Origin of the sequence: Hymenobacter sp. APR13 (assembly GCF_000737515.1) — a bacterium.
Classification (GTDB): Bacteria; Bacteroidota; Bacteroidia; order Cytophagales; family Hymenobacteraceae; genus Hymenobacter.
The window spans coordinates 1,827,041-1,840,420 of the sequence record NZ_CP006587.1 but is presented as its reverse complement, the minus strand read 5'-3'; the positions used below and the strand labels follow the sequence as shown (position 1 = coordinate 1,840,420).

Sequence of the window (13,380 nt, the reverse complement as noted above, 5' to 3'; positions counted from 1 at the left end):
GCAACAAAAAGGGCTTCCACGCAGGTGGAAGCCCTTTTTGCTGTGTAGTTCGGCAGCGTTAATTGCCTACCGAAGGCGGTCCATACTGCGTACCAGCTGCTCGTCGCGGCGGATGAAGCGGTTGGCCAGCAGGTTCAGCAGCAGCGCCAGCGTGGGCAGGTAGAAGCCGGCCTGGTAGGAGCCCAGCATCTTCACGTTGAGGGCCTGCTCGCCCAGGGTGGAGAAGTAGAAGCCAGCCCCGATGGTGCACAGAATCAGCAGCAGGTTGAGCATGCCCAGCTTGAGCTGCAAGAACCGGTTGCGGAACTGGAAAATCTCGAACAGCGCCACCGCCGCCGAAGCCGCTGCAAACGCCGCAATAACCCAAACCGTGCCGGGCGGCGTGAGGCCTGCGCCGGTTTTGTTGTAGCTAAATCCCAGGGCCGTCATGGTCAACTCCTGGCCGGTGGTGGGGTCGGCTTTGTGCCAGAGGGGCAGAAACAGCACGGCTATCATGCACAGGGCCAGCAGCAGCAGGAATACGCTTTGGATTCTTTGTATCATCTTTGTGTTTTGTCAGTTTAGGCCGTCGGCAGTGCCGACGGGCCGGCAAAAGTAGCCAACAACGACTGGAATAACTGCATCCGAACCTACCAATGCCTACCGCTTACATAGTTGACGCCGTCCGGACGCCCATTGCCCGTTTCGCAGGCGCCCTGAGCAGCGTCCGTCCCGACGACCTGGCCGCCCACATTCTGCGCGAGCTGCTGCGTCGCAACCCTTCCCTCGATAAAAGCGCGGTAGAAGACGTGATTATCGGCGCCGCCAACCAGGCTGGCGAAGACAACCGCAACGTGGCCCGCATGGCGGCGCTGCTGGCCGGCCTGCCCATCACGGTGCCGGGCTGCACCGTGAACCGCCTGTGCGCCTCCGGCCTGCAGAGCATCACCGATGCCTCGCGCGCCATCATGGCCGGCGAGGGCGACGTGTACCTGGCCGGCGGGGCCGAAAGCATGACCCGCGCCCCGTTCGTGATGGCCAAGTCGGAAACCGCCTTCGGGCGCGAGCTGACGGCCCACGACACCACCCTGGGCTGGCGCTTCGTGAACCCCAAGCTGAGCAAGATGCACCACCCGTTTGCCATGGGCGAAACGGCGGAAAACGTGGCCCGCAAGTACGGCATCACGCGCACCGAGCAGGACGAGTTTGCCTTCGATTCGCAGCGCAAATACCACCGTGCCGCCGAGAAAGGGCGTTTCCGCAAGGAAATTGCGCCGGTGTTCGTGGCCAACCCCAAAGGAGCCGCCGCGCTGTTCGACACCGACGAGCCGCCCCGCCTGAGCAGCATGGAGAAGCTGGCCGCCATCCGGCCGGCGTTTCAGCCCATTGATGGCACCGTGACGGCCGGTAACTCGGCTGGCATCAACGACGGCGCCGCGGGCGTGCTGGTGGTGAGCGAGGCCGCCCTCAAGCGCTTCAACCTCAAACCGATGGCCCGCGTGGTAGCGTCGGCGGTGGCGGGCGTCGACCCGGCCTACATGGGCCTGGGCCCGGTGCCAGCTACCCAGAAGGTACTGCAGCGCGCCGGCCTGACTTTGCAGGATATCGGGCTGATTGAGCTCAACGAGGCCTTCGCCGCCCAAAGCATTGCCTGCGTCCGCGACCTGGACCTGAACATGGACATCGTGAACGTAAACGGCGGCTCCATTGCCATCGGGCACCCGCTGGGCGCGGCCGGCTCGCGCATCACGGCCACGCTGCTGCACGAAATGCAGCGCCGCGAAAACGTGCGCTACGGCCTCGTAACCATGTGCGTAGGGGTAGGGCAGGGCGCTTCCGTGATTTACGAGCGGATGTAGGTTCGTTGTTGGTTGAGGGATTCTATACGAACGTCATGCTTCGGCTGCGCCTCAGCATGACGTTCGTATGGAAACCAGTAACTGAAACCAACAACTCAATGGCCAACCTGCTGCTTACGCCTACGCTTCCTCTGCCTCAGCCGGGCGCGTGCCTGCGGCCCTGGCAGCCGGCCGATGCCCCGGCCCTGGCCGGCTACGCCAACGACCGAAGCATCTGGCAGAACCTGCGCGACACGTTTCCGCATCCCTACACCACCCACGACGCTGAGTACTTCTTGGCCGCCGTGGCCGACAACCAGCGCGACCTGCACCTGGCGTTTGCCGTTGACGGCGTGGCAGTGGGCAGTATTGGGGTGCATTTCAAGAGCGACGTGCGCCGCCGCTCGGCCGAAATCGGCTACTGGCTGGCGCGGCCGTACTGGGGGCGGGGGTCTGGCTACGGCCGCCGTGCAGGCCGTGGCGGCCTACGTGCTGGCGAACTTCGACGTCTGCCGGCTGTATGCCGTAGTGTTCGAGCCCAACGCCGCCTCGGCGCGGGTGCTGGAAAAGGCCGGCTTTGCGCTGGAAGCCACGATGCGCAAAAGCGTGGTGAAAGACGGCCAGATGCTGGACTCCCGCCTCTACGCGCTGGTTGTGTGAACTGTAGCATAGGCGCATAATGTAGCGTAGGCTTTAGCCTGTGCCGTGGACCTCACCCCAACCCCTCTCCAAAAGAGCGGGGCTCTGGTTTTAGAGTATTAGCAGCTAGTTCCCCTCTCTTCTGGAGAAGGGGTGAGGCCCCCATCATCCCTTCATCCCCTCATCACCCAAAACAGTGCGCTACTTCCTTCATCTGGCCTACGACGGCACCCGCTACCACGGCTGGCAGGTGCAGCCCAACACGCTCACGGTGCAGCAGGAGCTGGACCGCTGCCTGTCGCAGGTGCTGCGGCAGCCGGTGTTCTGCCTGGGCAGCGGCCGCACCGACACCGGCGTGCACGCTAGCCACCAGGTAGCGCACTTCGAGGCCGAGCTGCCAGAAACGCTGGACATCAAAACCCTGCTCTACCGCCTCAACCGCGCCCTGCCGCCCGACATTGCCGCCTACGCCCTGCATCCGGTGCCGCCGCAGGCCCACGCGCGCTTCTCGGCCGATGCCCGCACCTACGAGTACTACGTGCGCCAAGTGCCCGACCCGTTCAGCGTGGGCCGCGCCCTCTATCTTGACCTTGACCTCGACGTGGCCGCCATGAACGAAGCCGCCGCCCACCTGCTCGGCTCGCGCGACTTCACGGCGTTTTCCAAGGTGAAAGGCGGCGAAAACCACTACGTCTGCGTGGTGTACGAGGCCGGCTGGCACCCGATGCCGGGCGGACTGGTGTTCCGCATCCGGGCCAACCGCTTCGTGCGGGGCATGGTGCGGCTGGTAGTGGGCACGCTGCTGAGCGTGGGCCGCGGCAAAATTGCGCCCGCCCAGTTTCAGCAGATTCTGTGGGCTCAGAGCCGCGTAGACGCCAGCGGCGCCGCCCCGGCCCAGGGCCTCTATCTGAGCCGCGTGGAATACACGCCCGATGTGGTGCCCGCCGACCTGGTGCCGCCCGGTTTGCCGTACTTTGTAGGCCGGTAGCCCGTTAGGCAGCGGCGCATGAACGTCATGCAGAGGCGCAGCCGAAGCATCTCGCCCTAGGCTATTGTCATTCCGAACATGTGGCGCATCAAGCCAGCGATGAGGAATCTGGCTTATCTAGTGCTCTAATAAGTTACTACGCTGGCGAGATTCCTCACTCTGTTCGGAATGACGTTCTATTCCTGACGTTCTACTAAGGTCGTTCTGCCGACTGCCGTGCAACTTCCCACCGCCGGCCCCGGTTACTACGTTTCACCCCACCCGCTACTTTGGACCCGACTACTGCTACCCCCGCTAAATCCGGCAACATCTTCGACTGGCAGGTACTGCGTCGGCTGATGGTGTACGTGCGGCCCTACCGGCGCATCTTCTATTTGCTGGTGTTCCTGACCGTGGCCACAGCCGTGCTGGGCACGCTGCGGCCCTTCCTGATTCAGCGCATGGTCGATGTAACCATTGAGCAGAGCGACTGGGTGGGCCTGAACCGGGGCTTCGGTATTTTGCTGGTGCTGCTGGTGGCGCACGCCTTCGTAAGCTACCTCCAGACCTACTTCGGCGGCTGGCTGGGCCAGTACATCGTGCGCGACATCCGTGTGGACCTCTACAAGCACATCCTCAACCTACGCCTGAAGTTCTTCGACCGTACGCCCATCGGTGTGCTCGTCACGCGCAACATCTCCGACGTCGAGACGCTGTCCGACGTGTTCAGCGAGGGGCTGGCGGCCATGATCGGCGACATTCTGCAGATTGTGTTCATCATGGCCTTCATGTTCTACATCGACTGGCGCCTGACGCTGGTGAGCCTTTCCGTGATTCCGCCGCTGCTGTTCAGCACCTACGTGTTCAAGGAGAAGGTGAAGAAGTCGTTTCAGGAGGTGCGCACGGCCGTAGCCGGGCTCAACGCCTTCGTGCAGGAGCACCTGACGGGCATGAACGTGGTGCAGATCTTCAACAACGAGCAGCGCGAATACCGCAAGTTCCAGGCCCTCAATCAGGAGCACACCCGCGCCAATATCCGCTCGGTGCTCTACTACAGCATCTATTTTCCGGTGGCCGAGGTGCTGGCGGCGGTAGGGGTGGGGCTGCTGGTGTGGTACGCCGCCCAGGGCCAGATTGAAGGCACCATCTCCAAGGGCGCGCTCATCGCCTTCATCATGTACAATGCCCTGTTCTTCCGGCCCATCCGCCAGATTGCCGACCGGTTCAACACGCTGCAGCTGGGCCTCGTGAGCACCGAGCGCCTGCTCAAGCTGCTGGATAGCCAGGAATTCGTGCCCAACAACGGCACGCTGGCTCCGGCCACGCTGCGCGGCGAAGTGGAGTTCGAAAACGTCTGGTTTGCCTACAACGACGAGGAGTGGGTGCTGCGCGACATCAGCTTCCGGGTAGAGCCCGGCCAGACCGTGGCCTTCGTGGGCGCTACCGGCGCCGGCAAAACCAGCATCATCAACCTGCTCAGCCGCTTCTACGACATCAACAAGGGCCACATCCGCATCGACGGCCAGGATCTGCCCGCCTATGACCTGAGCGTGCTGCGCCGCCACATCGGAGTGGTGCTGCAGGACGTGTTCCTGTTTGCGGGCACCATCCGCGACAACATCACGCTGGGCCACGAGGACATCACCGACGCCCAGATCTGGGAAGCCGCCGACCTGGTGGGCGCCCGCCGCTTCATCGAGCGTCTGCCCGGCTCCCTCGACTATCCCGTGATGGAGCGTGGCGCCACGCTGTCGGTGGGCCAGCGCCAGCTCATCAGCTTCGTGCGGGCCATGGTCTACCAGCCAGCCATCATCATCCTGGATGAAGCCACTTCGTCCGTTGACTCCGAAACCGAGGAGCTGATTCAGGAGGCCATTGAGAAACTGATGCAGGGACGCACCGCCCTCGTCATTGCCCACCGCCTGAGCACCATCCAGAAAGCCGACCGCATCATCGTGCTAGACCGCGGCGAAATCAAGGAATCGGGCCGCCACGAGGAGCTACTCCGCCAAGATGGCTACTACCGCCAGCTCTACCAGATGCAGTACAAAGACGTGCTGGCCGGCTAGCGCCAGCCAGGGTTTGCCGGGGCTGGCTTGCCGGAACTACCGGGCCGTGCCTGCCCGCCCACGCTGCTGCCAAACGCACCGTGGCATCTTCAGAAATGCCAGTTGCGGCGTAGCTTTGCTGCTTTCACACTCTTTTGCCGACGGGTGCGTGCAACGCGCCCCTACTTCCTGATTTATGAACCGAATTTTCCTGCTGCTTTCCCTGCTGCTGATTGTGGCCGCCGGCGTGGCCTACTACATGCTGGGCGGCCTGAAAAAAGCCGACGTGACGCTGGAAACCACCAGCCAGCCCATCTTCCTGGCCGGACGCTACTTCGAGGGCCCGGCTAACAGCGAGCAGTTCGGCGACCTGACCCGCCAGGCCTACGAGCTGCGCACCTCGGGCAAGCTGCGCGGCACCTTCGGCAACCTGTTCTACAACGACCCCGTCAAGGCCAGCGACGACGCCAAAGTATTCGTGGGCCTGATCCTCGATGATACCGTGTCGCAGCAGCTGCCGCAGGGCTACCGCCACCGCGTCTTTGCCGCCGGCCAGCGCGTGCTGCACGCCCGCATCGAGGCCAGCTACCTCGTGGCCCCCGATAAGCTCTACACCGGCGTGAAAGACTACGCCAACCAGAACAACCTCACCCTGCAGAACATCTACCTGGAGCGGTTCCCCACCACCGGCCCCGTGGAAGTGTGGGCCGTGGTGAAGTAAGAATCAATAGTTAAACGCCAATGCAACGGCCGCCTCATCCATCGGTTGAGGCGGCCGTTTCGTTAGCTCACGCAAGGTATAGATGACTATTTCCCGCCTAAGTAAAAAGACGCTCCAATAGTAAGATTCTGCAGGCCAAAGTAGGCACCAAAGCCCGAGGACTTATTCTCTTGCCTTGGCCGTTGCTGCGTTGGTTCTTGTGTATTTTTATTGTTGAAATAACCAAGGTTGCCAGAGGTCAATTCTAGGCCAAATTTGGGTGTTGGGAAAAAGACAAAGCCAGGCATTAGAGTGGCATATGAACCTCTGTACTTGCCATCGGAACTCTCAAAAAGAGGAGCATTGCTTTCTGAGCTTGAGTGCCCTGTCCGATATCCCCCAGCTAGCTGGCCATAAAACCCGGCTTTTTCGCTTAGCATTTTGTAGTAGCGGACAAACGGGCCTATGGATTTATAAGACGAGGTAAACTCAAACGAGTATGCTGGAGATGATGCTTGGTTATAGTCAATGTAAGGCTCCTTCCGCTTATCAGTTTGAATGGTTCCCGCGAGCCCGACAGCAAGATTATCAGCTACAAAATATCCGGCAGTTGGCGAAAAACTGAATTCATAACGGGTTCGTTCGGATTGTGAAGAGCCATACGAGCCTTCGTCTTTAGAGTACCCGTACCCGACACTGCCGCCAAGCAATACAGTTCCGGCAGAGGTTTGCGCGTGGGCCGCTGTGGCCGCACCAAGTAATAGCAAGCTAGTAGCGAGCTTTTTCATATAAGAAAGGATAAAAATGTACAGCGGCGGATGCTGCAAGTATTAAGCCAGTGATATGTGTAGGAGAGGCTCGACGCTATAGAGAGGTTGCTCTTACTCAGACTTTCAGTGCGTTATAAACGCAAATAAAAAAGGCCCTGCCGAACATGTGTTCAGCAGGGCCTTTTCTTAAAACGAAGTCGGGGTGGCAGGATTCGAACCTGCGGCCTCCTGCTCCCAAAGCAGGCGCGATACCGGGCTACGCTACACCCCGAACTGTGCCGTTGGTGCGATGATCTGCACCGGGCAACTCAGTCGGTTTTGCCGAAAAAAGCCTCCGGGTGGGGTTCCCAGAGGCTTTTCGGGCAAGAAATTCTTCGGTCGGAGTGGCAGGATTCGAACCTACGACCTCCAGCACCCCATGCTGGCGCGATACCAGGCTACGCTACACCCCGATAGAATTGAGACACAAAGGTAAGCGAAGAAGTGAGAGTTGCGCAATAGCTGCCGAAGAAAATTGCGTCTGCGGCGCCTGTATTCGGCTTTTTGGACTCGTTTCCGGGGTCGGTTCTGGCCTGAATACGCCTCATATTCTGCAGCTTGTGTTGTGGCGCAGCACCACGAAAGCCAATGAAAAAAACTTGTGCCGGCATCAGCCAGCCCAAAAAAACGTCCCTTCCGCAGAGCAGAAGGGACGGTTTTTTTTGGGCTGGCCCAAGCAAAAGCCTAGGAGCGACGGTTCACGGCGTTCAGGTCTTCGAAGGCCTGCTTGAGGCGGGCGACGAAGGTTTTTTCGCCTTCGCGCAGCCACACGCGTGGGTCGTAGTACTTCTTGTTGGGCGAGTCGGCGCCGTTGGGGTTGCCGATCTGGCCCTGCAGGAAGCCTTCGTTTTTCACGTAGTTGTTCTTAATGCCTTCCCAGAACGCCCACTGCAGGTCGGTGTCGATGTTCATCTTGATGGCCCCGTAGCTGATGGCCTCGCGGATTTCCTCCTGCGTCGAGCCCGAGCCGCCGTGGAACACGAAATCAACGGGCTGCGGACCGGTGTTGAAGTGCTCCTGCACGTAGAGCTGCGAGTTGTGCAGAATCTTGGGCTGCAGCTTCACGTTGCCGGGCTTGTACACGCCGTGCACGTTGCCGAAGGCCGCGGCCACCGTGAAGCGTGGGCTCACCTCGCTCAGCTCCTTATAGGCATAGGCCACTTCCGAAGGCTGGGTGTAGAGCTTGGAGCTGTCCACGTCGGAGTTGTCCACGCCGTCTTCCTCGCCGCCGGTTACGCCCAGCTCGATTTCCAGCGTCATGCCGATTTTGGCCATGCGCTCCAGGTAGTGCTTGCAGATTTCGATGTTCTCCTCAATCGGCTCCTCCGACAGGTCGAGCATGTGCGAGCTGTAGAGCGGCTGGCCATACTGGGCGAAGTGCTTTTCGCCGGCCGTCAGCAGGCCGTCGATCCAAGGCAGGAGTTTTTTGGCGGCGTGGTCGGTGTGCAGGATCACCGGCACATCGTAGAGCTCGGCCATGGCGTGCACATGCTGGGCGCCCGAGATGGCGCCGGCAATGCTGGCGCGCTGGCCATCATTGGAAGGATACTTGCCGGCGAAGAACTGGGCTCCACCGTTGGAGAACTGAACGATAACCGGCGAGTTTACCTCGTGCGCGGCTTCCAGCACGGCATTTACCGTGTTGGTGCCCGTTACGTTGACGGCCGGCAGCGCAAACGCATTTGCCTTGGCGTAGTGGAACAGGGATTGAACTTCGTCGCCGTGCAGGACGCCGGCACGCAGCCCGGTCAGTGATTGTGCAGCCATTGCAGGAAAGATGGAGATGGAATTTGTGAGGCTTCGAACTTACTCACTTTCTGCTTAGCAGCCGCCATCGGGCGCCTTTGTGGCTTGGTGGCAGGCCGTCCGCTGGCCCGTTTCAAAAGGGTTGAGTTAAGGTGTATGATATTGATATTCAATGAGTAATTAATGATATACGCTGGGCCTTACGTGCGGCTGATGGGACCGAGCCGTGTGGGGAGAGGCTGGCACAAAATTTCGGTTCTGGTAGGCGGCCTTAACTCCGCCAGAACCGGCTACGGCAGGTAGGCCCGCCGATATAAAATATCGGAGAGAATAGATATTGAAAATTCTGATGGTGAGAACTTTAGCGGTCAGGTAGCAGGCTGATGCGAATATTGGTTATCTTTACCCGATACTACCCCTCATCCCTTTCGCGTTAGGCGTGCGTATGAAAACACTCGTTACTCTCGTTTGGCTGGCTCTGGCTACGGCGCTGTCGATATCTGCTCAGGCCCAAAGCAAGCCCGCCCCCAAGCCTGCTGCTAAAAAGCCCGTGCCCGCCGCCAAAAAGCCGGCTCCGGCCCCCGCCGGTGCTGCCCGGCCCGTAGCGAAGCCGGCCGCTAAGCCCGCCGCGCCGGCTACCAAGAAGCCGGCAACGGTGGCAGCCAAGCAGGACGAAACGCCTCCCGCGCCGCCGGCCCTCGTCACCGACAAAATGGTGCAGCAACCCACCAACACGGGCCCGCTGAAAGTGCGCGCCGAAGCCAACCCCGTGACCAAGCGCCTCACGGTGCGCACCAATTCCAGCAACCCCACGCGCGTGGAAATCAACGGCCCCGATGGCCGCCCCGTTATCACCCGCGACCTGCTCAACAGCAATGAAGTAGCCACCCTCGACGTGAGCAACCTGCCGGCCGGGGCCTACCTGGTGCAGTGCACCTCCGGCGAGCGGCGCGGCATGAAGCGCGTGATGGTAGGGCGCTAGGCGCTGCCTGCCGGAGCTAAGAGGCCCGTCTGGCTTGCGCCGGGCGGGCTTTTCTATGCCCACACGCTGGCGCAAAGCCGCACGGTTCCTTATTTTTCCGGCATGAGCATCTCAAGTCTTTCCTACTGGGAGCACCAGTCGTTTCTGCAGGGCTTCGACGTGGTCGTCATTGGGGCTGGTATTGTGGGGCTTACGGCCGCGCTGCACCTGCGCCGCCTGCGCCCGGCGGCCCGCGTGCTGGTGCTGGAGCGCTCCGTGCTGCCCAACGGGGCCAGCACCAAAAACGCCGGTTTCGCCTGTTTCGGCAGCGTGTCGGAGCTGCTGGAGCAGGAGGCGCGGGGCGGCACGGCCGCGCTGCTGGCCGTGGTGCAGGCCCGCTGGGAAGGGCTGGCCGAGTTGCGGGCCCTGCTCGGCGACGAGGCGCTGCAGTATCAGCCGGTAGGGGGCTACGAGTTGTTCCGGCCGGCCGAGGCCGAGCTGGCGGCCCGCTGCCGCGCCGCCCTGCCGTACTACAACGAACTGCTGGCCCCCATTATCGGCCGCCCCGACGTGTTCCGCGACGCCACCGCGCAGGTGCCCGTCACGGGCTTTGCCGGCGTCAGTGCCATGCTGGAGAATACGGCCGAAGGTGCGCTACACACCGGCCGGCTGATGGAGGCGCTGCTGCGGCAGGCCTGGGCCGCGGGCGTAGTGGTGCTGCATGGCTGCGCGGCCCTGGGGCTGGAGCCGGGCCCGGCGCAGGTCCGCATCCGGACGCTGCTGGGCGAAATCCAGGCGCCGCAGGTGCTGCTGGCCACCAACGCTTTCAGCCAGCAGTTTTTCCCGGAGCTCGACGCGCAGCCCGGCCGCGGGCAGGTGCTGGTCACGGAGCCCATAGCCGACCTGCACCTGCCCGGCACCTTCCACTACGACCGTGGCTACACCTACTTCCGCCAGATTGACGGCCGCCTCCTGCTCGGCGGCGGCCGCCACCTTGATTTCGCCGCCGAAGCCACCACCAAGCCCGGCCTCACGCCCCGGGTGCAGCAGTATCTGGAGGAGCTGCTGCATGACGTAATCCTGCCCGGCCGCGCCGTGCGCATCGACTACCGATGGAGTGGTGTGATGGCCTTCGGGTCTGATTTGGAGCCAATTGTGCGGCCCCTGGCGCCGGGCGTGTTCGGGGCGCTACGCTGCAACGGGATGGGCGTGGCGCTGGGCGCCGGGGTAGGGCGGCGGGCAGCCGAGATGCTGAACGGAATATGAAAACAGCTCTGCTTTTCAGCCTGATGCTACTGCTGCCTCTGCCGGAACTACGTGCGCAACACTCCGTCATCCGATACGAACAGGCGGCGCTTGATTTCTTCGTGGAAAACGTGCTGCCGCAATATCAATTTGACTTGGCGTTCTGCGGCAAAACAGATTCACGGGCTTCGCAATTTCAGCATCTGCCGCCGTGCTTTACGGCTGACGGCTATTCTGTTCGTGACCAACTCGCAGGCGCCGCCGCTGCCGCCACACCCCGCCAGTCAATGAGCCTGACCTGGACCAGCTCCCGGCTGAAACGAGGCTGCACTGTCCGTAAGCATCGGCCATTGCTGGTGGTGTTCTCCGCCACTCAGCTTGCTGAGGAGTGGTTTGTCAGAGTGGCCGTGGGCGGTAAGCATGGGGCGACGCATTATATGTTCGCGCTGTCAGGTGCCGGACAAGTAACCCGTTGGTGCCGCGTAGCGGAGAGTTTCTAAAGCGCCTACGCCGCGTCCTCGCTTTGCAGCTGGCGCTCATACAGCGCCCGGTACAGGCCGTTTTCGTCCTGCATCAGGGCCTCGTGGGTGCCGTGCTGCACAATCTGGCCGTCGTCGAGCACCAGGATTTCGTCGGCCAGCTTCACGGAGCTCACGCGGTGCGAGATGATGAGGCTGGTGCGGTTGTGCATGATGCGCTGCAGGGCGCCCAGAATGGCGTTTTCGGTGTTGGTATCCACGGCCGACAGCGAGTCGTCGAGGATCAGGATTTTGGGCTCTTTAACCAAAGCCCGCGCAATGCTCACGCGCTGTTTCTGCCCGCCCGACAGCGTAATGCCCCGCTCGCCCACTTTCGTGTCAAAGCCTTCGGGGAAGCGCATGATGTTGTCGTAGACGTTGGCGTCTTTGGCGGCCTGCTGCATGCGGGTTTCGTCGGGCTGGTCGAGGCCGAAGTTGATGTTGTTGCGGATGCTGTCCGAGAACAGGAATACGTCCTGGGGCACGTAGCCGATTTGCTCGCGCAGGCTGGTGAGGGCGTAGTTGCGCACGTCCACGCTGTCGATTTTGATGGCTCCTTCGCTCACGTCGAACAGCCGGCAGAGCAGCACGGCCACGGTGCTTTTGCCCGAGCCGGTGTTGCCGATGACGGCCAGCGTCTGGCCCGGCCGGATGCGGAAGCTCACGTTGCGCAGGGCCTGAATGCCGGTGTCGGGGTAGGTGAAGCTGACGTTGTCGAAGACGATGTCGCCCTGGATTTCCTGCTGCACGTTCTCGCGCGACACGATGTCGGTTTTCTGGTCCAGGAACTCGTTGATGCGGGCCTGCGAGGCTTCGGCGCGCTGCACCAGGCTGCTGGTCCAGCCCAGCGCCGTGACGGGCCAGGTGAGCAGGTTCACGTAAATCAGGAACTCGGCAATGCTGCCCGTGGTGATGGTGCCCCGGATAACCTCCTGCCCGCCCAGCCACACCGTGACGATGGTGCTGAGGCCCACCAGAAACAGAATCAGTGGGAAAAACAGCGAGTTCACGAAGTTCAAACTCAACGACTTGTCTTTGTAGTGCTCCGAGGCAATGGCAAACTGCCGGTGCGAGTCCTGCTCCCGCACAAACGACTTCAGCACCCGGATGCCCGAAAACGCCTCCTGCACGAAGGTGGTCATGGCGGCCAAAGAGCGTTGGATTTCGTCGGACTTGCGCTCAATCAGCGTGTTCACGTAGAAAATGCTCACGCTCAGCACCGGCAGCGGCAGCAGCGTGTAGAGCGTCAGTTTCACGTTCACCATCAGCATCAGCGGCACGATGAGGATGAACAGGATGACGAGCTGCATGAAATACATCAGGGCCGGCCCGATGTACATACGCACCCGCCCCACGTCCTCCGAAATGCGCGACATCAGGTCGCCGGTGCTGTGGCGGCGGTAGAAAGCCAGCGGCAAACTTTGGTAGTGCTGGTAGATTTCGTTTTTCTGGTCGTTTTCCACCAGCCGGCTCATCACGATGAGCGTCTGGCGCATGAAGAACAGAAATACGCCCCGTAGCAGCGCCAGCACAATAATGAGCGTGCCGTAGAGCAGCACGTTGCGCCCGAACAGCGAGTACACCTCGCCCTGCGCCGACGTGCCCGCAAACAGGTGGTACAGGTCGATGCCCTCGCTCACCAGATCGAAGGCGTAGCGCACAATCTGGGCCGGGAAAATGGCCAGCAGCGTGCTTAGGGCCACAAACAGCACGCCGCCCAGGAAGTGCCATTTATAGCGAAACAGGTATTTGTTGGTAGCGGAAAGTGCGCGCACGGCAGAAGAGGATAGAGGCCGGCCACTCTATGGCCCGCCAGCCACGAAGGTAGCGCAACCGATGGCCGGAACCGGAAATAGGGTTACTTTTGCACCCGAATTGAGGCCTGTGCCTCGTCGTGGGGTTCTATACGTACGAAACAGCGGGCAGCACC

General features: G+C 61.5%; 12 protein-coding genes, 2 tRNA genes and 1 pseudogene. 9 read left to right on the top strand and 6 right to left on the bottom strand.

Annotation, left to right across the window (positions count from 1 at the left end; translation table 11 throughout):
- Nucleotides 1-66: 66 nt before the first annotated feature.
- Nucleotides 67-543 (bottom strand): DUF4293 domain-containing protein, encoded by a 477-nt coding sequence (locus N008_RS07665; protein WP_044015017.1) that lies wholly within the window; start codon nt 541-543, stop codon nt 67-69.
- A gap of 92 nt (nt 544-635) precedes the next feature.
- Between N008_RS07665 and N008_RS07660 the strand changes: the two genes are divergently transcribed.
- The 6 genes and pseudogenes from N008_RS07660 (at nt 636) to N008_RS07640 (ending at nt 6,192) form a co-directional block, all read left to right on the top strand.
- Complete coding sequence (locus N008_RS07660; protein WP_044015014.1) at nt 636-1,838, top strand: thiolase family protein; 1,203 nt, start codon at nt 636-638, stop codon at nt 1,836-1,838.
- A gap of 35 nt (nt 1,839-1,873) precedes the next feature.
- Nucleotides 1,874-2,257, top strand: a pseudogene (locus N008_RS24255) (GNAT family N-acetyltransferase); the annotation flags it as partial.
- Nucleotides 2,157-2,477: a GNAT family N-acetyltransferase gene (locus N008_RS24250; protein WP_410471200.1), complete on the top strand. Its 321-nt coding sequence runs from the start codon at nt 2,157-2,159 to the stop codon at nt 2,475-2,477. The pseudogene N008_RS24255 and the gene N008_RS24250, both read left to right, overlap by 101 nt.
- A 175-nt stretch (nt 2,478-2,652) precedes the next feature.
- A complete protein-coding gene (gene truA, locus N008_RS07650; protein WP_044015012.1) occupies nt 2,653-3,444 on the top strand; it encodes a tRNA pseudouridine(38-40) synthase TruA in 792 nt (263 codons plus the stop codon).
- Nucleotides 3,445-3,782: 338 nt separating this feature from the next.
- The gene (locus N008_RS07645; protein ID WP_052381848.1) at nt 3,783-5,492 is read left to right on the top strand and encodes an ABC transporter ATP-binding protein; all 1,710 of its coding nucleotides are present in this window, start codon (nt 3,783-3,785) and stop codon (nt 5,490-5,492) included.
- Nucleotides 5,493-5,667: 175 nt separating this feature from the next.
- Entirely contained in the window at nt 5,668-6,192 is a 525-nt protein-coding gene (locus N008_RS07640) for a hypothetical protein (protein WP_044015007.1), read from the top strand.
- An 86-nt stretch (nt 6,193-6,278) separates the two neighbouring features.
- Here N008_RS07640 and N008_RS23055 read toward each other — a convergent pair whose 3' ends face one another.
- The 4 genes from N008_RS23055 to fbaA all read right to left on the bottom strand — a co-directional run bounded on the left by N008_RS23055 (nt 6,279) and on the right by fbaA (nt 8,747).
- Nucleotides 6,279-6,959 (bottom strand): hypothetical protein, encoded by a 681-nt coding sequence (locus N008_RS23055; protein ID WP_156109099.1) that lies wholly within the window; start codon nt 6,957-6,959, stop codon nt 6,279-6,281.
- A 179-nt stretch (nt 6,960-7,138) separates the two neighbouring features.
- A tRNA-Pro gene (locus tag N008_RS07635) sits at nt 7,139-7,212 on the bottom strand.
- 107 nt (nt 7,213-7,319) lie between these two features.
- Nucleotides 7,320-7,393, bottom strand: a tRNA-Pro gene (locus N008_RS07630).
- Between the two features lie 271 nt (nt 7,394-7,664).
- Nucleotides 7,665-8,747, bottom strand: a complete 1,083-nt coding sequence (gene fbaA, locus N008_RS07625) for a class II fructose-bisphosphate aldolase (protein WP_044015005.1) — start codon at nt 8,745-8,747, stop codon at nt 7,665-7,667.
- Nucleotides 8,748-9,171: 424 nt separating this feature from the next.
- Between fbaA and N008_RS07620 the strand changes: the two genes are divergently transcribed.
- The 3 genes from N008_RS07620 (at nt 9,172) to N008_RS07610 (ending at nt 11,432) form a co-directional block, all read left to right on the top strand.
- Complete coding sequence (locus tag N008_RS07620) at nt 9,172-9,708, top strand: T9SS type A sorting domain-containing protein (RefSeq protein ID WP_044015003.1); 537 nt, start codon at nt 9,172-9,174, stop codon at nt 9,706-9,708.
- 102 nt (nt 9,709-9,810) lie between these two features.
- Nucleotides 9,811-10,953 carry an NAD(P)/FAD-dependent oxidoreductase gene (locus tag N008_RS07615; protein ID WP_044015001.1) on the top strand — a complete coding sequence of 381 codons (1,143 nt, stop codon included), beginning with the start codon at nt 9,811-9,813 and terminating at the stop codon, nt 10,951-10,953.
- Nucleotides 10,950-11,432 carry a hypothetical protein gene (locus N008_RS07610; RefSeq protein ID WP_044014999.1) on the top strand — a complete coding sequence of 161 codons (483 nt, stop codon included), beginning with the start codon at nt 10,950-10,952 and terminating at the stop codon, nt 11,430-11,432. Before N008_RS07615 ends, N008_RS07610 begins: the two co-directional genes overlap by 4 nt.
- Before the next feature lie 5 nt (nt 11,433-11,437).
- Here the strand turns inward: N008_RS07610 and N008_RS07605 are convergent, their stop codons facing one another.
- Nucleotides 11,438-13,225: an ABC transporter ATP-binding protein gene (locus N008_RS07605; RefSeq protein WP_044014997.1), complete on the bottom strand. Its 1,788-nt coding sequence runs from the start codon at nt 13,223-13,225 to the stop codon at nt 11,438-11,440.
- Nucleotides 13,226-13,380: the final 155 nt, after the last annotated feature.

Bases quoted from the DNA above. Each gene is read 5' to 3' on its own strand.
- N008_RS07665 (WP_044015017.1), bottom strand. From the start codon at position 543: ATGATACAAAGAATCCAAAGCGTATTCCTGCTGCTGCTGGCCCTGTGC.
- N008_RS07660 (WP_044015014.1), top strand. From the start codon at position 636: ATGCCTACCGCTTACATAGTTGACGCCGTCCGGACGCCCATTGCCCGT.
- N008_RS07645 (WP_052381848.1), top strand. From the start codon at position 3,783: ATGGTGTACGTGCGGCCCTACCGGCGCATCTTCTATTTGCTGGTGTTC.
- N008_RS07640 (WP_044015007.1), top strand. From the start codon at position 5,668: ATGAACCGAATTTTCCTGCTGCTTTCCCTGCTGCTGATTGTGGCCGCC.
- N008_RS23055 (WP_156109099.1), bottom strand. From the start codon at position 6,959: ATGAAAAAGCTCGCTACTAGCTTGCTATTACTTGGTGCGGCCACAGCG.
- fbaA (WP_044015005.1), bottom strand. From the start codon at position 8,747: ATGGCTGCACAATCACTGACCGGGCTGCGTGCCGGCGTCCTGCACGGC.
- N008_RS07620 (WP_044015003.1), top strand. From the start codon at position 9,172: ATGAAAACACTCGTTACTCTCGTTTGGCTGGCTCTGGCTACGGCGCTG.
- N008_RS07615 (WP_044015001.1), top strand. From the start codon at position 9,811: ATGAGCATCTCAAGTCTTTCCTACTGGGAGCACCAGTCGTTTCTGCAG.
- N008_RS07610 (WP_044014999.1), top strand. From the start codon at position 10,950: ATGAAAACAGCTCTGCTTTTCAGCCTGATGCTACTGCTGCCTCTGCCG.